Origin of the sequence: Gluconacetobacter sp., assembly GCF_047721585.1 — a bacterium.
Taxonomy (GTDB): Bacteria; Pseudomonadota; Alphaproteobacteria; order Acetobacterales; family Acetobacteraceae; genus Gluconacetobacter; species Gluconacetobacter dulcium.
Genome location: NZ_JBDNXE010000078.1, coordinates 1,358 through 19,178 on the forward strand (window position 1 = coordinate 1,358; position 17,821 = coordinate 19,178).

At 64.5% G+C, this 17,821-nt stretch carries 18 protein-coding genes; 17 read left to right on the forward strand and 1 reads right to left on the reverse strand.

The features are described from left to right. Positions 1-1,775, reverse strand: a 1,775-nt coding sequence (locus ABF821_RS13840) for a proline dehydrogenase family protein (protein WP_415530410.1), incomplete at its 3' end; no start/stop codon positions are given. A 147-nt stretch (positions 1,776-1,922) separates the two neighbouring features. On the opposite strand from ABF821_RS13840, the gene ABF821_RS13845 reads away from it, so the two are divergent. From ABF821_RS13845 to ABF821_RS13925, 17 genes are all read left to right on the forward strand, one after another. Next, the gene (locus tag ABF821_RS13845) at positions 1,923-2,621 is read left to right on the forward strand and encodes a GntR family transcriptional regulator (protein ID WP_415530411.1); all 699 of its coding nucleotides are present in this window, start codon (positions 1,923-1,925) and stop codon (positions 2,619-2,621) included. Positions 2,622-2,655: 34 nt separating this feature from the next. Continuing rightward, positions 2,656-2,877 carry a hypothetical protein gene (locus ABF821_RS13850; RefSeq protein WP_415530413.1) on the forward strand — a complete coding sequence of 74 codons (222 nt, stop codon included), beginning with the start codon at positions 2,656-2,658 and terminating at the stop codon, positions 2,875-2,877. Between the two features lie 114 nt (positions 2,878-2,991). Beyond that, positions 2,992-3,561: a cytochrome b gene (locus ABF821_RS13855; RefSeq protein ID WP_415530414.1), complete on the forward strand. Its 570-nt coding sequence runs from the start codon at positions 2,992-2,994 to the stop codon at positions 3,559-3,561. Further along, positions 3,561-3,698 (forward strand): hypothetical protein, encoded by a 138-nt coding sequence (locus tag ABF821_RS13860; protein ID WP_415530415.1) that lies wholly within the window; start codon positions 3,561-3,563, stop codon positions 3,696-3,698. The genes ABF821_RS13855 and ABF821_RS13860 overlap by 1 nt, the downstream gene beginning before the upstream one ends. 126 nt (positions 3,699-3,824) lie before the next feature. Continuing rightward, complete coding sequence (locus ABF821_RS13865; protein ID WP_415530416.1) at positions 3,825-3,968, forward strand: FGGY family carbohydrate kinase; 144 nt, start codon at positions 3,825-3,827, stop codon at positions 3,966-3,968. Positions 3,969-4,054: 86 nt separating this feature from the next. Next, positions 4,055-4,387: an FGGY family carbohydrate kinase gene (locus tag ABF821_RS13870; RefSeq protein ID WP_415530417.1), complete on the forward strand. Its 333-nt coding sequence runs from the start codon at positions 4,055-4,057 to the stop codon at positions 4,385-4,387. Between the two features lie 455 nt (positions 4,388-4,842). Further along, complete coding sequence (locus ABF821_RS13875) at positions 4,843-5,370, forward strand: RNA polymerase sigma factor (protein WP_415530418.1); 528 nt, start codon at positions 4,843-4,845, stop codon at positions 5,368-5,370. A 150-nt stretch (positions 5,371-5,520) separates the two neighbouring features. Continuing rightward, positions 5,521-6,510, forward strand: a complete 990-nt coding sequence (locus ABF821_RS13880; protein ID WP_415530419.1) for a FecR family protein — start codon at positions 5,521-5,523, stop codon at positions 6,508-6,510. 166 nt (positions 6,511-6,676) lie between these two features. After that, the gene (locus ABF821_RS13885) at positions 6,677-9,100 is read left to right on the forward strand and encodes a TonB-dependent siderophore receptor (protein WP_415530420.1); all 2,424 of its coding nucleotides are present in this window, start codon (positions 6,677-6,679) and stop codon (positions 9,098-9,100) included. An 86-nt stretch (positions 9,101-9,186) separates the two neighbouring features. After that, complete coding sequence (locus tag ABF821_RS13890) at positions 9,187-10,398, forward strand: PepSY-associated TM helix domain-containing protein (protein ID WP_415530422.1); 1,212 nt, start codon at positions 9,187-9,189, stop codon at positions 10,396-10,398. Positions 10,399-10,521: 123 nt separating this feature from the next. Further along, complete coding sequence (locus ABF821_RS13895; protein WP_182974229.1) at positions 10,522-10,659, forward strand: hypothetical protein; 138 nt, start codon at positions 10,522-10,524, stop codon at positions 10,657-10,659. Between the two features lie 117 nt (positions 10,660-10,776). Beyond that, entirely contained in the window at positions 10,777-11,379 is a 603-nt protein-coding gene (locus ABF821_RS13900; RefSeq protein WP_415530424.1) for an FGGY family carbohydrate kinase, read from the forward strand. Between the two features lie 455 nt (positions 11,380-11,834). Further along, positions 11,835-12,362 (forward strand): RNA polymerase sigma factor, encoded by a 528-nt coding sequence (locus ABF821_RS13905; protein WP_415530418.1) that lies wholly within the window; start codon positions 11,835-11,837, stop codon positions 12,360-12,362. Positions 12,363-12,512: 150 nt separating this feature from the next. After that, positions 12,513-13,502: a FecR family protein gene (locus ABF821_RS13910; RefSeq protein ID WP_415530419.1), complete on the forward strand. Its 990-nt coding sequence runs from the start codon at positions 12,513-12,515 to the stop codon at positions 13,500-13,502. 166 nt (positions 13,503-13,668) lie between these two features. Continuing rightward, entirely contained in the window at positions 13,669-16,092 is a 2,424-nt protein-coding gene (locus tag ABF821_RS13915) for a TonB-dependent siderophore receptor (RefSeq protein ID WP_415530420.1), read from the forward strand. Between the two features lie 86 nt (positions 16,093-16,178). Next, positions 16,179-17,390, forward strand: a complete 1,212-nt coding sequence (locus ABF821_RS13920; RefSeq protein ID WP_415530422.1) for a PepSY-associated TM helix domain-containing protein — start codon at positions 16,179-16,181, stop codon at positions 17,388-17,390. 123 nt (positions 17,391-17,513) lie between these two features. Further along, entirely contained in the window at positions 17,514-17,651 is a 138-nt protein-coding gene (locus tag ABF821_RS13925) for a hypothetical protein (RefSeq protein WP_182974229.1), read from the forward strand. Positions 17,652-17,821 lie beyond the last annotated feature (170 nt).

Here is a 17,821-nt window from a genome sequence, read left to right on the forward strand (position 1 = left end):
GTGGTGGGAGCGCTGTCGTCTGCCAGGAGGGGGGCGGCCTTCCAGTGTTGGGGGGCGGAGGCCATTTCGTCGGCCAGGGTGATCAGGGACGGTTCATCGGCAAGGTCGAGGCCGGCGGAATTGCGGCGGCCGGTGCCGAACAGGGCCGGGGGACGAGCGATGGCGGGGTGAGGAGCGCCCACCGGCAGGCCGCCCTGCGCGGCCAGGTCGCGTGCCGTCTGCACCGGGTCGGCGATCAGGGCGTCCAGCGGGATGGCGCTGTCGCCGATCTGGTTGACGAAGGACGAATTGGCCCCATTTTCCAGCAGGCGGCGGACCAGATAGGCGAGCAGGGTCTCGTGCGAGCCGACCGGGGCGTAGATGCGGCAGGGACGGTCGAGATTCTTCGCCCCCACGACGTGGTCGTAGAGGCCCTCGCCCATGCCGTGCAGGCACTGGAATTCATATTTTCCGTGCTGGAAATCGGGGCCGGCCAGGGTGTGGATGGTGGCGACCGTGCGGGCGTTGTGGGTGGCGAACTGGGGGAAGATCGCGTCGGGCGCGCCCAGCAGGAGGCGCGCGCAGGCGATGTAGCTGATGTCGGTATGGGATTTGCGGGTGTAGACGGGGAAATCGGTCTGGCCGTCGAGCTGGGCTTTCTTGATTTCGCTGTCCCAGTAAGCGCCCTTGACCAGACGGACCATGATGCGGCGGCGGGTATCGCGTGCCAGGGTGATGATCCAGTCCAGCACGGATGGCGCGCGCTTGCCGTATGCCTGCACCACGAAGCCGATGCCGTTCCAGCCCGCGAGGTCGGGGTGACGGCACATGCCTTCGAGCAGGTCCAGCGACAGGTCCAGTCGTTCGCTCTCCTCGGCATCGATGTTCAGGCCGATATCGTAGCCGCGCGCCAGACGGGCGAGGCGGACCAGCACCGGGAGCAGTTCGGCCATCACGCGCTCGCGCTGGGCGCGGGCGTAGCGGGGGTGGATGGCCGAGAGTTTGATCGACAGGCCGTTGCGGTCGTAGATGTCGCGGCCGCCCTGGGTCTGCGCCGCGCGGCCGATGGCGTGGATCGCGGTTTCGTAGTCGCGGCAGTAGCGGGCGGCGTCGGCCTCGGTCAGCGCGGCTTCGCCCAGCATGTCGAAGGAATAGCGGAAGCCGCGATCGTGGCGAGGCTGGCTGGTGCGCAGGGCGGATTCGATCGTCTCGCCGCAGACGAATTGCTCGCCCATCATGCGCATCGCGACATCGACCGCGCGGCGGATCAGCGGTTCGCCGCCGCGTGCGACAAGGCGGGTCAGCGTCCCTGCCAGGCCCTGCTGGCGTTCGGGCGTGACCAGATGGCCGGTAACGACCAGCCCCCAGGCGGCAGCGTTGACGAACAGCGAGCGGCCCCGACCGACATGCGCCAGCCAGTCGCCGGTGCCGATGCGGTCGCGGATCAGTGCGTCGCGGGTTGCGGTGTCGGGAATGCGCAGCAGGGCCTCGGCCAGGCACATCAGGGCCACGCCTTCTCGCGAGGACAGCGAGAATTCCTGTACCAGTGCCTCGACCCCGCCAGGGCGGCGGCCGTCGCGCAGCGCGCGGGCCAGGCGCCGCGCGGTGGCGCTGGTCTGGGCTGCCAGATCGGGCGGCAGGGTCGCACTGTCGATCAGGGCGGCGACGCATTCGGTCTCGGGCTGGCGCAGATGGGCCGCGATGCGCGTGCGGGCCGCGTCGCGGGACGGCAGGGCGCCGCCCAGGGCGGCGGTTGGGGGTATGGACACGGAAAGGGGGGTGGACTGGGATATCATGAGACCGCTTGCCGATGATAAGAGGCTGCTTGCACAGTCAGCCTCCGGGACGAGGAGGAAAGAAAGGAATACCGTTCCCGTATCATATCGTATATGATTCTCAAGATGATATATGATTTGTTGGGTCGCGAAGCAGGGAGGACAGCCATGCTGCCAGAGAGCATCTTTATGAGTGCGCAGCAGGAAACGCGCGGCCTGGCCTCGGAGCGGGTGAGCAATGCGTTGCGCGAAGCGATTCTGGATGGGGTACTGGCCGATGGGCAGTCCTTGCCGCAATCGGAGTTGGCCAGTGGATTTGGGGTCAGTACCATTCCGGTACGAGAGGCGTTGAAGCAACTGGAGGTCGAGGGGCTGGTGCTGTTTCAGCAGAATCGGGGCGCCACGGTGACCGGTCTTTCGGAAGAGGACATCATCGATTTTTCCGAGATCCGCGCCGCGCTGGAGGAAATGGCGGCGGTGCAGGCGGTGCGGCGCATGACCCGCGTGGATCTGGCGCGGATCGAGGATGCGTATGAAGCCTTCGTGGTCGGGACCAGCGAGCAGCCGGAGGGGATGGCGCGGTCGGGCGCGCTGAACTGGGCGTTTCATGGCGCGATCTATCAGGCGGCGGGGCGGCCCCGGCTGCTGGAAATGATCGAGGGCGTGCATCGACGGGTGGACCGCTATATCCGGGCGCATCTGGAAATCGCGGGGCGGAAGGCGGTGACGGATGCCGAGCATCTGGCGCTGCTGGAAGCCTGCCGGTGCCGTGATGAGGCGGTGATCGGGCCTTTGACCCGCCAGCATATCCTGGACGCGGCGAATGTTTCGATCGATGTGCTGCGCCGGAATCGCGCGGGCGGTTGAGAGCCTGCCTGGCCCGGTGCGCCAGTGGTGATTCATGCGTGTTTTCTGCGTGGAACAGGCTGGGCGCCATGGGGCCGCCCGGCCTGTTCCGGGCCGCGTGCCAAAAAACCAGACCGATCTGTCGAGTATCGGGCTCGACCTGCTCAGTTCGGTCGGCCGCTATGCCAGCCTGACCTTCAATGTCGGCTGGCGGTTGCGCGGCCCTACGCGATATTTGGGACAGTTGACCGCTGCCGTTGCTGATTATGGCGGGTAGGTGACGGTTTCGTCATGATGGACGGGATCGGCTGGTTCATGCTTCTGTCGGTCGTTCCCGGAAATGACGTCCTGCCTCCGGGAGCGTGTGGGGCCGGACAGGGAGCGTGGTGCCATGGACGGGATGGGGATGCCGGGGTCGGTTGGAGAGATGGCCGCGCCGGTTCGCTACAGTGTCGAGACACGGTGGCTGCACTGGTCGTGTGCGTGGCTGGTCGTGGCGCAGTTCGGGCTGGGGGAAGTGATGCATCGGGTGCCGCAGGGAATGCGGGGGCCGATCGTGTCGGCGCATCTGTCGCTGGGGGTGCTGCTGGCGGCGCTGTTCGTGACGCGCATTGTCTGGCGGGTGACCGGAGGGCGGGCGATCCGCTTTCCTGCCGGGGGAGGGCTGGACGCGCGCGCGGCGGGGGCGATGCATGGTGTGCTGTATCTCTTGCTGGGGACGGTGATCGCGCTGGGTTATCTGGCCCGGTGGTCGGGCGGTCGGCCGGTAACGGCGTTCGGGGTCGTGATCCGGTCGCCTTTCGGGCCGATGTCGCAGGCGACGCATCATCTGTTCGGCAGCGCGCATGGCTGGCTGGCCTGGGCAATCGTGATCCTGGCGGCCCTGCATGTGGCGGCGGCGCTGTATCACGCGCGGGTGCTGCGCGATGGCGTGCTGCGCCGGATGTGGGGCGGGGCCTGATGCGGACAGGCATGCGGATGATGGTGGTGGCCCTGCTGCTGATGTTGGCAGCATGCGTGGGGCGGGACGGCAGGGGGCATGGCCATCATGCGAGCGGCCCGTATCTGTCTGGCGGCATGGGGTATGTCACGCCGTGACGCGGATGTGAGGCGACGCGGGTTGGTTTGCTGATCTCTCTGATTTGAACGGGCGATTCCGGATTTTGTGCCGAGGGGTGCGCTTGCGCTATCGTTGGGCCGTGCGCACTGACCGGGAGCGGGACGATGTATATCGGCATTGATGCGGGAACGTCCGGGATCAAGGCGGCGCTGGTCGATGAGGTCCAGAGTGTGCTGGCCACCCGAACCGAGCCGCTGACCAGCCAGTCGCCGCATGCGGGCTGGAGCGAGCAGGCGCCGGAAGCCTGATGGTGTGCCCTGCTGGCCGTGATCGACACCCTGCGTGACAGCCATCCGCATGCGGTTGCGGCGGTGCTGCTGGATGGGGCGGACGGGTGCTGCGGCCCTGCATCCTGTGGAACGATGTGCGGGCCAGCGCGGGATGCGGGCTGTTCGAGCAGCGTTTTCCCGACAGTCGGGCGGTGACCGGGAATATCGCCATGCCCGGCTTTACCGGGCCGAAGCTGCTGTGGGTGGCGCGGCATGAGCCGGAGGTCTTTCGCGCCACGCGGCATGTGCTGCTGCCCAAGGCGTGGCTGCGCTATTGGCTGACCGGCGAGATGATCGAGGAGATGTCCGACGCTTCGGGCACGTTGTGGCTGGATGTGGGGCGGCGATCCATGCCTTCTGCCATGCCGTGCCGGGGATGTGGCATCAGATGGGGGTGACGCTCTCGGCCGCCTCTTCGCTGGCGTGGTGGGCTTCGGTCGTGGGGCGGAGCGAGGCGGAATTGCTGGCGGAACTGCCGGAGGTGATCGCAACGATGCCAGCATCCGAGGGGGGCGTTTATCCGGCTGGAGCGGAGCACGAGCCGCGCGCAGATGACGCAGGCGGTTCCTGGGGTTCGATGCTTGGCAACACACGCTGGGCGCGACCCTGTCGGCACGTCCAGACTGGGTCTGCGACGTTGCCTCGGTCCCGCTTGATCGGGCCTTGATCAGGTTGGCAGGCCAGGGCGGGTCGGTGCCGGTGCGATGGGTGCCCGATGAACAGGTGAGTTTGGGGGTGTCTGTGGATGGAACGGGCGGCTTGCGGTGCGTGGGGCAGGCGCGTATGAGTGTATGGTGAGAATTGTTCTCAACATCGACTTCCACATTGCGGCGGCGGCGCGGGTTCGCATGTCATGGTGATCAGAATGGCAGAGCGGGGAAAAAGGGCGCGCCTGGCCGGCAGTTTCCAGCGGCATTATCAGGACCTGCTGCGTTTTCTCTTCCATCGTACCGGGGATATGAACGACGCCGCCGATCTGGCGCAGGATACGTGGGTTCGCCTTTCGCGGGTGCAGGATCAGGCGATCGAAAACGACAGGGCCTATATCTTTCGGGTGGCCGGGAATCTGGTGCTGGATGCGCATCGGCGTTCCGTGCGCCGCGCCGGGTGGTTCTCGGACGAGGAGCCGGATAAGGGCATCGTGGATCATGCGCCGTCGCAGGAGCGGCTGGCGATCGATCGGGACCATCTGACACGGCTGGATGCGGCCTTGCTGGAATTGCCGGTCAAGGCGCGGTTGGCCTTGATGATGCTGCGGGTGGACGGATTGTCTTATGCCGAGATCGCCGCCCGGCTTGGCGTCAGCGAGAGCATGGTGGGAAAATATATCATGCAGGCCGTTCGTCATTGTCGGGATCGCGCGGAGTGGGGTGACGAATAATTCTGCCCGGCCGACTGTCATTGTCCTCTTTCCCGGTCGTCCTTGGTTTATGAGACGGGTTGGGGTTTATGAGACGGTTCGGGATCGGACATATCGAGGGGGGCAGGGCGATGGAATGGCCGTCATCCGGCGCGACGCCATGCGGGCCGCATGGCTGAGAGCGGGCGGGGTGCTGCACCCGGCCGCATGCCGCGCAGCATCGCCCTAAGCGATGAGGCGATCGCATGGCTGACGACGCTTCGGTCCGGCCGGGCGACCGGAGAGGACCGGCGGGCCTATGGCGCCTGGCGCGCGCGGTCTCCGGCCCATGAGGATGCGGCGCGCCAGGCGGAAGCCTTGTTCGGCGCGATTGGCGGGACGTCGGTCGCGACCGACTATCGGACCATGGGCATGGCGCTGGCATCGCCACCCTATCGGCAGCGGGCGCGCCGCTTCGGCCGGCGCGCCTTTGGTGCCGCCCTGGCGGGCAGCGGGGTGGCGTGGCTGGCTGGGCCGGCCATCGTGTCGTCCGTCACATCCCTGGTGGCGACTTATCATACAGGTGTCGGCGAGCGCCGGCTGGTGCGTCTGGATGACGGGTCGCATGTCTGGCTGAATACGGCGACGGCGCTGTCGGTGGCGTTTACGGCGGAGAGGCGGCGCGTGGTCCTGCATGATGGTGAGGCGCTGTTCGATGTCGCGCGGGATGCGGCGCGCCCGTTCGTGGTCCATTCCGGGGCGGGAGAGGCCGAGGCGCTCGGGACCCGCTATCGGGTGCGGCGCGACGGAGAGGTCACGCTGGTTTCGGTCGTCGAAGGTCGCGTCGCGGTGAGGGCGGGGGCACGCGCGCAGCAGATTTCCGCCGGGCAGGAAGTGCGTTACGGCGGGGGAATCCTGAGCGCGCCAGAGGCGGTGGATGCGGAGACCCTGACATCCTGGACCCGTGGAAAGCTGATTTTCAACCGGCAGCCCCTGGCACAGGTCGCGGCGGAACTGGAGCGCTATCGTCATGGCCGGGTGCTGGTGAGAGGTGCGGCGCTGCGGGCGCTGAAAGTGACCGGTGTGTTCGACCTGGATGACAATGACGCCCTTCTGGCCGCGCTTTCGTCCTCGACCGGTGTGCGAGTCATCCGATTGCCCTGGCTGCTTGTCATTCACTGATCTCTTTGTTTTTTCATATTGTTTTTCACTCTGGCCGATTTTTGGGGCCGATTTTTTTCCGTGGTGCGCTGCAAGCTCGCGTGGCGGGAGCGTCCTTGAAATTGAGAGGTAGTCGCGTTTCGGGCCGGGTGGCGGACTGAGGGCGTCAATTTCAGGGTGAGGACGCATGATTCGAACAAGGGTGGCGCGGCGACTGGTACTCATGGCCGGGGTGATGTCGTCCGTCATGGGGATGAGGGCCGCGGCGGCACAGACGATTGCCGAGCAGGGCGTGCGGTTCGATATTCCGGCAGGCGACCTGGATCATGCGCTGACGCGGGCGGCCGACCAGAGCGGCATGCATATCTTCTTTCCTTCCGCCGCCGTCGCCGGAAAAAGGACTGTCGGCTTGTCCGGGGTATCGACGGTCAGCCAGGCTTTGGCGCGGCTTCTGGCGGGGAGCGGCCTATCGTGGCGCCTGCGGGATGGCAGGACGATCATCGTCGCGCCTGACGACAAGGGTGCTGCGATCATGCTGGGGCCGGTGCGGGTGCAGGGCAAGGCGCCCGTGCAGGCCGGCCTGTATCCCTATGATCGAGCCGATGCTCCGGCTGCGCAGGGCCTCGAAAGGCGGGTTATCGGCGGAACCAAGGTGCCGACGGCGCTGGGTGAGAACCCCCAGTCCATTTCCTCGGTCGATCGTACGCAGATGGACCTTCAGGCTGCGCAGTCGGTGCCGGAAGCCCTGCGCTACATGCCTGGCGTCACGGCGGAAGTCGGGGGCGACGACAATCGCATCGAGACCGGTCAGATCTTTGTGCGCGGGTTCAATCCCAACGAGTATCTCGACGGGCTGCGATTGCAGGCGGGCACCTGGGCGACGCCGCAGTTCGATGCCTATGCGCTGCAATCGCTCGATGTCATCAAGGGACCGGATTCCGTCGTGTACGGGCAGGCGTCGCCCGGCGGGCTGGTGACCCTGACAAGCAAGACCCCGACCGATACGCCGCTGCATGAAGTCAGGCTGACGGGCGGATCATGGGGGCGTTTTCAGGCCGGGGTCGATGTCGGCGACCGGCTGAATGCGTCGGGATCGGTGGCCTATCGGGTTGTGGGCCTGTTCCGTAATACGGGTACCCAGGTCGACCATACCACGTTGAGACGCTTTCTGATCGCCCCGTCGATCAGGTGGCGGATCGATCCGGCGACCTCGGTAACGTTTCTCGCCAGCTATCAGGCGGACCCGGAAGGCGGATTCTACAACCAGTTGCCCTACAAGGGGACTTTGCTGCGGAACCCGTACGGGCGTATCGCCACGAGCACCTATCTGGGCGAGCCGGGCTTTGACCGCTTGCGGCGCAACCAGTTTTCCGTCGGGTATGCGTTCGAACACCAGTTTTTGTCCTGGCTGAAATTCCGGCAGAATTTTCGGTACCAGTTTCTGGATGCCAACTATAACGGTGTCACGTCCGATGCCTTGGCGCCGAATCTGCAGGACGTCACGCGTGATGGATATATGGCGCGCGAGACGCTGAACACGATCGCGCTCGATAACCAGTTGCAGGCGGACTATCGGACGGGTCCGGTCAGGCATGTGACGCTGGCCGGTATCGATTACCAGCATGCGACATTAGCCCAGCAGGACTGGTACGGTTACCTGAAAGCCGCCGAACTGAATATTTTCCACCCGGTTTATAGCGGCTTTTCGGGTACCGTGCCGGCGATCGCCAACGCCCATACCACGAACGATCAGGTCGGGTTCTATGTCCAGCAGGAAATGAAGTGGGAAAATCTGAGCGTGATCGGCGGCGTGCGGGGCGATCTGTTCGATGAACAGACCCGCAACAGGCTGAAATCCACGACGACCCGCCAGTCCCAGGGGGCCGTGACCGGACGCATCGGGGCGATTTATCGGCTGCCGTTCGGGATCTCGCCGTACGCGAATTACTCGACCTCGTTCATGCCGCAGGTCGCGACGACCTTTACCGGTGCGCCGCTGGCACCCACCAGGGGCCAGCAGGTGGAAGTCGGCATCAAATACCAGCCGCGGAAAATAGACGGTTTCCTGACGCTCGCCCTGTACGATCTCAAGGAACAGAACGTGGTGACGGCCGATCCGGTCCATACCAATTTTGCCATCGCCGCCGGCGCCGTCCGTTCGCGCGGGGCGGAAGTCGAAGCGCATTATGCGATCGGTCGGTCGCTGCGTGTCGTGGCGTCGTATGGTTATGTGGACCAGAAAATCACCCGTAAGATCAATGGCTATCGGGGTGGAGCCCTGCCGGGGATTCCGCGCCAGACGGCATCGGCCTGGGCGGACTATACCGTGCGCCAGGGGAGGCTGGAAGGGTTCGGGTTTGGCGGTGGACTTCGTTACCAGGGCATTTCATTCGCCAATTACGCGAACCAGTATCATGTTCCCGGTGTGCTGCTGTTCGATATGGATCTGCATTACGACCTGGGCGCACGGATTCCGTCGCTGCATGGGTTGAGTGCCCAGTTTAATATATCAAATATTGGTGACCGGAGATATATCGCCTCCTGTGTGAATCTTGGGTGCTATTATGGGTTGCGGCGAAATTTCATGGGATCTCTGCAATATAGATGGTAAAATGTTGGAATCTGTTCCGGCGTGTGGGGTAGTGAACGGTGCGTGCCGCTTCGGTCATTCGTCCCGCTACGGCAGAAGGGAATAACATGAGCGCCTCTGTGCTTCGTCGCTGGTTTGCGGTTCATAAATGGACGAGCCTGATCAGCACGCTTTTCCTGCTGGTCATTTGCCTCACCGGTCTGCCGCTCGTGTTTCAGGACGAGATCGGTGACTGGCTGGATGATTCGGCACCCTATGCGCAGGTGGCGGCCGACGCGCCGCGTGTCAGCCTTGACAGGGTGCTGGCGGTGGCCCGCCAGCATTATCCGGGGCAGGTGGCGACCTCCGTTTTCGTCGATGACGATGAGCCGCAGATCCTGGTTGGGATGGCACCGTCGTGGGATCGGTACAACAGCGACCCGGCGACGGGGCATGTGTTGAAATTCGATGCCCATACCGGTGTCATCTTGCGCGATGACGCGGCGCCTGCCGGGCGGGCCGTCGGTTTTCTGCCGTTGATGCTGCATCTGCACAAGGACCTGTTCGCCGGTCTGGCAGGCACGTTGTTCCTGGGCCTTATGGGGCTGTTTTTCGTGCTGGCGATCGTCTCGGGCGTGGTTCTCTATGGGCCGTTCATGAAGCGGCTGCGGTTCGGTGCCGTCAGGACCGGTCGGGCGGCGCGATTGCGGTGGCTGGATCTGCATAACCTGCTGGGGATCGTCCTGACCGTCTGGATGGGTGTGGTGGGACTGACCGGCGCGATGAACGAATTGTCGCAGCCGCTTTTTGCCATGTGGCAGGTTTCGACCGCCCGCACGCTGCTGCTGCCATGGCAGGGGCGGCCGGTGCCGGCCGTGCAGGACCTGACATCGCTGGATGCGGCGTTTCAGGCCGTACAGGAGACGGTGCCGGGCATGCGCGTGATGAGCGCCGTCTTTCCCGGCTCGCGTTTCGGTTCGCCCTATCATTATCTCGTCTGGACGAAGGGAAAGACCCCGTTGACGGGGCGGCTGTTCACGCCCGTTCTGGTTGATGCGCGCACGGGCGGGGTGACGGCTGCGGTGCCGATGCCATGGTATCTGCGGGCGTTGGAGATTTCCCGCCCGCTGCATTTCGGCGATTATGGCGGAATGCCGCTGAAGATCCTCTGGGTATGCCTCGATCTGGGCACGATCGGCGTGCTGGTGACGGGGCTCATTCTCTGGTTTGGCCGACGCAGGGTTGCGGCCGATACGCGCCTTCGTACGCTTGGCTTCGATCTCGACGAGACATTGCCTTCCGTCCGTGAGGCGCCTGCACCGGTGGCGGCGCCGACATGACAGTTGGACCTGTGAAACGGGTCTTTATGCGTCCTGACGGAGGGTGGCCGGCAGCGTGACCATAATGGCCGTCATGCCCGTTCCATGCCTTTTGTGGTGAGCGGATGTGGGGAAGGGCCTGAGATGCGGTGGGGAGCGCGGATGATGGTGCTGGCGTTGCTGCTGCTGGTGGCGGCGTGCGGAGCGCAGGAAGGCAGGGGCCATGGTCGTCATGCGAGCGGCCCGTACCTGTCTGGCGGCATGGGGTATGGCGCGCCCTGACGCGTATGGGGAATGGTTTTTCGATCTCTCTGATTCGGAAGGGTGTTTCCCGGCCTTTGTGGCAGGGCGCGTGGCTGGGCTATTGTCGGGCCGTGCGCACCGACAGGGAGCAGGGCGATGTATATCGGCATTGATGCGGGAACGTCCGGGATCAAGGCGGCGCTGGTCGATGAGGACCAGCGTGTGCTGGCCACCCGAACCGAGCCGCTGACCAGCCAGTCGCCGCATGTGGGCTGGAGCGAGCAGGACCCGGAAGCCTGGTGGTGTGCCCTGCTTGCCGCGATCGACGCCCTGCGCGACAGCCATCCGCGTGCGGTGGCGGCGGTGCGGGGGATCGGCCTGTCGGGGCAGCAGCATGGGGCGGTGCTGCTGGATGGAGACGGGCGGGTGCTGCGGCCCTGCATCCTGTGGAACGATGTGCGGGCCAGCGCGGAATGCGCGGTGTTCGAACAGCGTTTTCCCGACAGTCGGGCGGTGACCGGGAATATCGCCATGCCCGGCTTTACCGGGCCGAAGCTGCTGTGGGTGGCGCGGCATGAGCCGGAGGTCTTTCGCGCCACGCGGCATGTGCTGCTGCCCAAGGCGTGGCTGCGCTATTGGCTGACCGGCGAGATGATCGAGGAGATGTCCGACGCTTCGGGCACGTTGTGGCTGGATGTGGGGCGGCGATCCATGCCTTCTGCCATGCCGTGCCGGGGATGTGGCATCAGATGGGGGTGACGCTCTCGGCCGCCTCTTCGCTGGCGTGGTGGGCTTCGGTCGTGGGGCGGAGCGAGGCGGAATTGCTGGCGGAACTGCCGGAGGTGATCGCAACGATGCCAGCATCCGAGGGGGGCGTTTATCCGGCTGGAGCGGAGCACGAGCCGCGCGCAGATGACGCAGGCGGTTCCTGGGGTTCGATGCTTGGCAACACACGCTGGGCGCGACCCTGTCGGCACGTCCAGACTGGGTCTGCGACGTTGCCTCGGTCCCGCTTGATCGGGCCTTGATCAGGTTGGCAGGCCAGGGCGGGTCGGTGCCGGTGCGATGGGTGCCCGATGAACAGGTGAGTTTGGGGGTGTCTGTGGATGGAACGGGCGGCTTGCGGTGCGTGGGGCAGGCGCGTATGAGTGTATGGTGAGAATTGTTCTCAACATCGACTTCCACATTGCGGCGGCGGCGCGGGTTCGCATGTCATGGTGATCAGAATGGCAGAGCGGGGAAAAAGGGCGCGCCTGGCCGGCAGTTTCCAGCGGCATTATCAGGACCTGCTGCGTTTTCTCTTCCATCGTACCGGGGATATGAACGACGCCGCCGATCTGGCGCAGGATACGTGGGTTCGCCTTTCGCGGGTGCAGGATCAGGCGATCGAAAACGACAGGGCCTATATCTTTCGGGTGGCCGGGAATCTGGTGCTGGATGCGCATCGGCGTTCCGTGCGCCGCGCCGGGTGGTTCTCGGACGAGGAGCCGGATAAGGGCATCGTGGATCATGCGCCGTCGCAGGAGCGGCTGGCGATCGATCGGGACCATCTGACACGGCTGGATGCGGCCTTGCTGGAATTGCCGGTCAAGGCGCGGTTGGCCTTGATGATGCTGCGGGTGGACGGATTGTCTTATGCCGAGATCGCCGCCCGGCTTGGCGTCAGCGAGAGCATGGTGGGAAAATATATCATGCAGGCCGTTCGTCATTGTCGGGATCGCGCGGAGTGGGGTGACGAATAATTCTGCCCGGCCGACTGTCATTGTCCTCTTTCCCGGTCGTCCTTGGTTTATGAGACGGGTTGGGGTTTATGAGACGGTTCGGGATCGGACATATCGAGGGGGGCAGGGCGATGGAATGGCCGTCATCCGGCGCGACGCCATGCGGGCCGCATGGCTGAGAGCGGGCGGGGTGCTGCACCCGGCCGCATGCCGCGCAGCATCGCCCTAAGCGATGAGGCGATCGCATGGCTGACGACGCTTCGGTCCGGCCGGGCGACCGGAGAGGACCGGCGGGCCTATGGCGCCTGGCGCGCGCGGTCTCCGGCCCATGAGGATGCGGCGCGCCAGGCGGAAGCCTTGTTCGGCGCGATTGGCGGGACGTCGGTCGCGACCGACTATCGGACCATGGGCATGGCGCTGGCATCGCCACCCTATCGGCAGCGGGCGCGCCGCTTCGGCCGGCGCGCCTTTGGTGCCGCCCTGGCGGGCAGCGGGGTGGCGTGGCTGGCTGGGCCGGCCATCGTGTCGTCCGTCACATCCCTGGTGGCGACTTATCATACAGGTGTCGGCGAGCGCCGGCTGGTGCGTCTGGATGACGGGTCGCATGTCTGGCTGAATACGGCGACGGCGCTGTCGGTGGCGTTTACGGCGGAGAGGCGGCGCGTGGTCCTGCATGATGGTGAGGCGCTGTTCGATGTCGCGCGGGATGCGGCGCGCCCGTTCGTGGTCCATTCCGGGGCGGGAGAGGCCGAGGCGCTCGGGACCCGCTATCGGGTGCGGCGCGACGGAGAGGTCACGCTGGTTTCGGTCGTCGAAGGTCGCGTCGCGGTGAGGGCGGGGGCACGCGCGCAGCAGATTTCCGCCGGGCAGGAAGTGCGTTACGGCGGGGGAATCCTGAGCGCGCCAGAGGCGGTGGATGCGGAGACCCTGACATCCTGGACCCGTGGAAAGCTGATTTTCAACCGGCAGCCCCTGGCACAGGTCGCGGCGGAACTGGAGCGCTATCGTCATGGCCGGGTGCTGGTGAGAGGTGCGGCGCTGCGGGCGCTGAAAGTGACCGGTGTGTTCGACCTGGATGACAATGACGCCCTTCTGGCCGCGCTTTCGTCCTCGACCGGTGTGCGAGTCATCCGATTGCCCTGGCTGCTTGTCATTCACTGATCTCTTTGTTTTTTCATATTGTTTTTCACTCTGGCCGATTTTTGGGGCCGATTTTTTTCCGTGGTGCGCTGCAAGCTCGCGTGGCGGGAGCGTCCTTGAAATTGAGAGGTAGTCGCGTTTCGGGCCGGGTGGCGGACTGAGGGCGTCAATTTCAGGGTGAGGACGCATGATTCGAACAAGGGTGGCGCGGCGACTGGTACTCATGGCCGGGGTGATGTCGTCCGTCATGGGGATGAGGGCCGCGGCGGCACAGACGATTGCCGAGCAGGGCGTGCGGTTCGATATTCCGGCAGGCGACCTGGATCATGCGCTGACGCGGGCGGCCGACCAGAGCGGCATGCATATCTTCTTTCCTTCCGCCGCCGTCGCCGGAAAAAGGACTGTCGGCTTGTCCGGGGTATCGACGGTCAGCCAGGCTTTGGCGCGGCTTCTGGCGGGGAGCGGCCTATCGTGGCGCCTGCGGGATGGCAGGACGATCATCGTCGCGCCTGACGACAAGGGTGCTGCGATCATGCTGGGGCCGGTGCGGGTGCAGGGCAAGGCGCCCGTGCAGGCCGGCCTGTATCCCTATGATCGAGCCGATGCTCCGGCTGCGCAGGGCCTCGAAAGGCGGGTTATCGGCGGAACCAAGGTGCCGACGGCGCTGGGTGAGAACCCCCAGTCCATTTCCTCGGTCGATCGTACGCAGATGGACCTTCAGGCTGCGCAGTCGGTGCCGGAAGCCCTGCGCTACATGCCTGGCGTCACGGCGGAAGTCGGGGGCGACGACAATCGCATCGAGACCGGTCAGATCTTTGTGCGCGGGTTCAATCCCAACGAGTATCTCGACGGGCTGCGATTGCAGGCGGGCACCTGGGCGACGCCGCAGTTCGATGCCTATGCGCTGCAATCGCTCGATGTCATCAAGGGACCGGATTCCGTCGTGTACGGGCAGGCGTCGCCCGGCGGGCTGGTGACCCTGACAAGCAAGACCCCGACCGATACGCCGCTGCATGAAGTCAGGCTGACGGGCGGATCATGGGGGCGTTTTCAGGCCGGGGTCGATGTCGGCGACCGGCTGAATGCGTCGGGATCGGTGGCCTATCGGGTTGTGGGCCTGTTCCGTAATACGGGTACCCAGGTCGACCATACCACGTTGAGACGCTTTCTGATCGCCCCGTCGATCAGGTGGCGGATCGATCCGGCGACCTCGGTAACGTTTCTCGCCAGCTATCAGGCGGACCCGGAAGGCGGATTCTACAACCAGTTGCCCTACAAGGGGACTTTGCTGCGGAACCCGTACGGGCGTATCGCCACGAGCACCTATCTGGGCGAGCCGGGCTTTGACCGCTTGCGGCGCAACCAGTTTTCCGTCGGGTATGCGTTCGAACACCAGTTTTTGTCCTGGCTGAAATTCCGGCAGAATTTTCGGTACCAGTTTCTGGATGCCAACTATAACGGTGTCACGTCCGATGCCTTGGCGCCGAATCTGCAGGACGTCACGCGTGATGGATATATGGCGCGCGAGACGCTGAACACGATCGCGCTCGATAACCAGTTGCAGGCGGACTATCGGACGGGTCCGGTCAGGCATGTGACGCTGGCCGGTATCGATTACCAGCATGCGACATTAGCCCAGCAGGACTGGTACGGTTACCTGAAAGCCGCCGAACTGAATATTTTCCACCCGGTTTATAGCGGCTTTTCGGGTACCGTGCCGGCGATCGCCAACGCCCATACCACGAACGATCAGGTCGGGTTCTATGTCCAGCAGGAAATGAAGTGGGAAAATCTGAGCGTGATCGGCGGCGTGCGGGGCGATCTGTTCGATGAACAGACCCGCAACAGGCTGAAATCCACGACGACCCGCCAGTCCCAGGGGGCCGTGACCGGACGCATCGGGGCGATTTATCGGCTGCCGTTCGGGATCTCGCCGTACGCGAATTACTCGACCTCGTTCATGCCGCAGGTCGCGACGACCTTTACCGGTGCGCCGCTGGCACCCACCAGGGGCCAGCAGGTGGAAGTCGGCATCAAATACCAGCCGCGGAAAATAGACGGTTTCCTGACGCTCGCCCTGTACGATCTCAAGGAACAGAACGTGGTGACGGCCGATCCGGTCCATACCAATTTTGCCATCGCCGCCGGCGCCGTCCGTTCGCGCGGGGCGGAAGTCGAAGCGCATTATGCGATCGGTCGGTCGCTGCGTGTCGTGGCGTCGTATGGTTATGTGGACCAGAAAATCACCCGTAAGATCAATGGCTATCGGGGTGGAGCCCTGCCGGGGATTCCGCGCCAGACGGCATCGGCCTGGGCGGACTATACCGTGCGCCAGGGGAGGCTGGAAGGGTTCGGGTTTGGCGGTGGACTTCGTTACCAGGGCATTTCATTCGCCAATTACGCGAACCAGTATCATGTTCCCGGTGTGCTGCTGTTCGATATGGATCTGCATTACGACCTGGGCGCACGGATTCCGTCGCTGCATGGGTTGAGTGCCCAGTTTAATATATCAAATATTGGTGACCGGAGATATATCGCCTCCTGTGTGAATCTTGGGTGCTATTATGGGTTGCGGCGAAATTTCATGGGATCTCTGCAATATAGATGGTAAAATGTTGGAATCTGTTCCGGCGTGTGGGGTAGTGAACGGTGCGTGCCGCTTCGGTCATTCGTCCCGCTACGGCAGAAGGGAATAACATGAGCGCCTCTGTGCTTCGTCGCTGGTTTGCGGTTCATAAATGGACGAGCCTGATCAGCACGCTTTTCCTGCTGGTCATTTGCCTCACCGGTCTGCCGCTCGTGTTTCAGGACGAGATCGGTGACTGGCTGGATGATTCGGCACCCTATGCGCAGGTGGCGGCCGACGCGCCGCGTGTCAGCCTTGACAGGGTGCTGGCGGTGGCCCGCCAGCATTATCCGGGGCAGGTGGCGACCTCCGTTTTCGTCGATGACGATGAGCCGCAGATCCTGGTTGGGATGGCACCGTCGTGGGATCGGTACAACAGCGACCCGGCGACGGGGCATGTGTTGAAATTCGATGCCCATACCGGTGTCATCTTGCGCGATGACGCGGCGCCTGCCGGGCGGGCCGTCGGTTTTCTGCCGTTGATGCTGCATCTGCACAAGGACCTGTTCGCCGGTCTGGCAGGCACGTTGTTCCTGGGCCTTATGGGGCTGTTTTTCGTGCTGGCGATCGTCTCGGGCGTGGTTCTCTATGGGCCGTTCATGAAGCGGCTGCGGTTCGGTGCCGTCAGGACCGGTCGGGCGGCGCGATTGCGGTGGCTGGATCTGCATAACCTGCTGGGGATCGTCCTGACCGTCTGGATGGGTGTGGTGGGACTGACCGGCGCGATGAACGAATTGTCGCAGCCGCTTTTTGCCATGTGGCAGGTTTCGACCGCCCGCACGCTGCTGCTGCCATGGCAGGGGCGGCCGGTGCCGGCCGTGCAGGACCTGACATCGCTGGATGCGGCGTTTCAGGCCGTACAGGAGACGGTGCCGGGCATGCGCGTGATGAGCGCCGTCTTTCCCGGCTCGCGTTTCGGTTCGCCCTATCATTATCTCGTCTGGACGAAGGGAAAGACCCCGTTGACGGGGCGGCTGTTCACGCCCGTTCTGGTTGATGCGCGCACGGGCGGGGTGACGGCTGCGGTGCCGATGCCATGGTATCTGCGGGCGTTGGAGATTTCCCGCCCGCTGCATTTCGGCGATTATGGCGGAATGCCGCTGAAGATCCTCTGGGTATGCCTCGATCTGGGCACGATCGGCGTGCTGGTGACGGGGCTCATTCTCTGGTTTGGCCGACGCAGGGTTGCGGCCGATACGCGCCTTCGTACGCTTGGCTTCGATCTCGACGAGACATTGCCTTCCGTCCGTGAGGCGCCTGCACCGGTGGCGGCGCCGACATGACAGTTGGACCTGTGAAACGGGTCTTTATGCGTCCTGACGGAGGGTGGCCGGCAGCGTGACCATAATGGCCGTCATGCCCGTTCCATGCCTTTTGTGGTGAGCGGATGTGGGGAAGGGCCTGAGATGCGGTGGGGAGCGCGGATGATGGTGCTGGCGTTGCTGCTGCTGGTGGCGGCGTGCGGAGCGCAGGAAGGCAGGGGCCATGGTCGTCATGCGAGCGGCCCGTACCTGTCTGGCGGCATGGGGTATGGCGCGCCCTGACGCGTATGGGGAATGGTTTTTCGATCTCTCTGATTCGGAAGGGTGTTTCCCGGCCTTTGTGGCAGGGCGCGTGGCTGGGCTATTGTCGGGCCGTGCGCACCGACAGGGAGCAGGGCGATGTATATCGGCATTGATGCGGGAACGTCCGGGATCAAGGCGGCGCTGGTCGA

Excerpts from the sequence above, each read along its gene's own strand:
- ABF821_RS13905 (WP_415530418.1), top strand. The coding sequence starts at position 11,835 with ATGGTGATCAGAATGGCAGAGCGGGGAAAAAGGGCGCGCCTGGCCGGC.
- ABF821_RS13850 (WP_415530413.1), top strand. The coding sequence starts at position 2,656 with ATGCGTGTTTTCTGCGTGGAACAGGCTGGGCGCCATGGGGCCGCCCGG.
- ABF821_RS13860 (WP_415530415.1), top strand. The coding sequence starts at position 3,561 with ATGCGGACAGGCATGCGGATGATGGTGGTGGCCCTGCTGCTGATGTTG.
- ABF821_RS13915 (WP_415530420.1), top strand. The coding sequence starts at position 13,669 with ATGATTCGAACAAGGGTGGCGCGGCGACTGGTACTCATGGCCGGGGTG.
- ABF821_RS13890 (WP_415530422.1), top strand. The coding sequence starts at position 9,187 with ATGAGCGCCTCTGTGCTTCGTCGCTGGTTTGCGGTTCATAAATGGACG.
- ABF821_RS13880 (WP_415530419.1), top strand. The coding sequence starts at position 5,521 with ATGGCTGAGAGCGGGCGGGGTGCTGCACCCGGCCGCATGCCGCGCAGC.
- ABF821_RS13875 (WP_415530418.1), top strand. The coding sequence starts at position 4,843 with ATGGTGATCAGAATGGCAGAGCGGGGAAAAAGGGCGCGCCTGGCCGGC.
- ABF821_RS13925 (WP_182974229.1), top strand. The coding sequence starts at position 17,514 with ATGCGGTGGGGAGCGCGGATGATGGTGCTGGCGTTGCTGCTGCTGGTG.
- ABF821_RS13920 (WP_415530422.1), top strand. The coding sequence starts at position 16,179 with ATGAGCGCCTCTGTGCTTCGTCGCTGGTTTGCGGTTCATAAATGGACG.
- ABF821_RS13895 (WP_182974229.1), top strand. The coding sequence starts at position 10,522 with ATGCGGTGGGGAGCGCGGATGATGGTGCTGGCGTTGCTGCTGCTGGTG.
- ABF821_RS13910 (WP_415530419.1), top strand. The coding sequence starts at position 12,513 with ATGGCTGAGAGCGGGCGGGGTGCTGCACCCGGCCGCATGCCGCGCAGC.
- ABF821_RS13845 (WP_415530411.1), top strand. The coding sequence starts at position 1,923 with ATGCTGCCAGAGAGCATCTTTATGAGTGCGCAGCAGGAAACGCGCGGC.
- ABF821_RS13855 (WP_415530414.1), top strand. The coding sequence starts at position 2,992 with ATGGACGGGATGGGGATGCCGGGGTCGGTTGGAGAGATGGCCGCGCCG.
- ABF821_RS13885 (WP_415530420.1), top strand. The coding sequence starts at position 6,677 with ATGATTCGAACAAGGGTGGCGCGGCGACTGGTACTCATGGCCGGGGTG.
- ABF821_RS13865 (WP_415530416.1), top strand. The coding sequence starts at position 3,825 with ATGTATATCGGCATTGATGCGGGAACGTCCGGGATCAAGGCGGCGCTG.
- ABF821_RS13900 (WP_415530424.1), top strand. The coding sequence starts at position 10,777 with ATGTATATCGGCATTGATGCGGGAACGTCCGGGATCAAGGCGGCGCTG.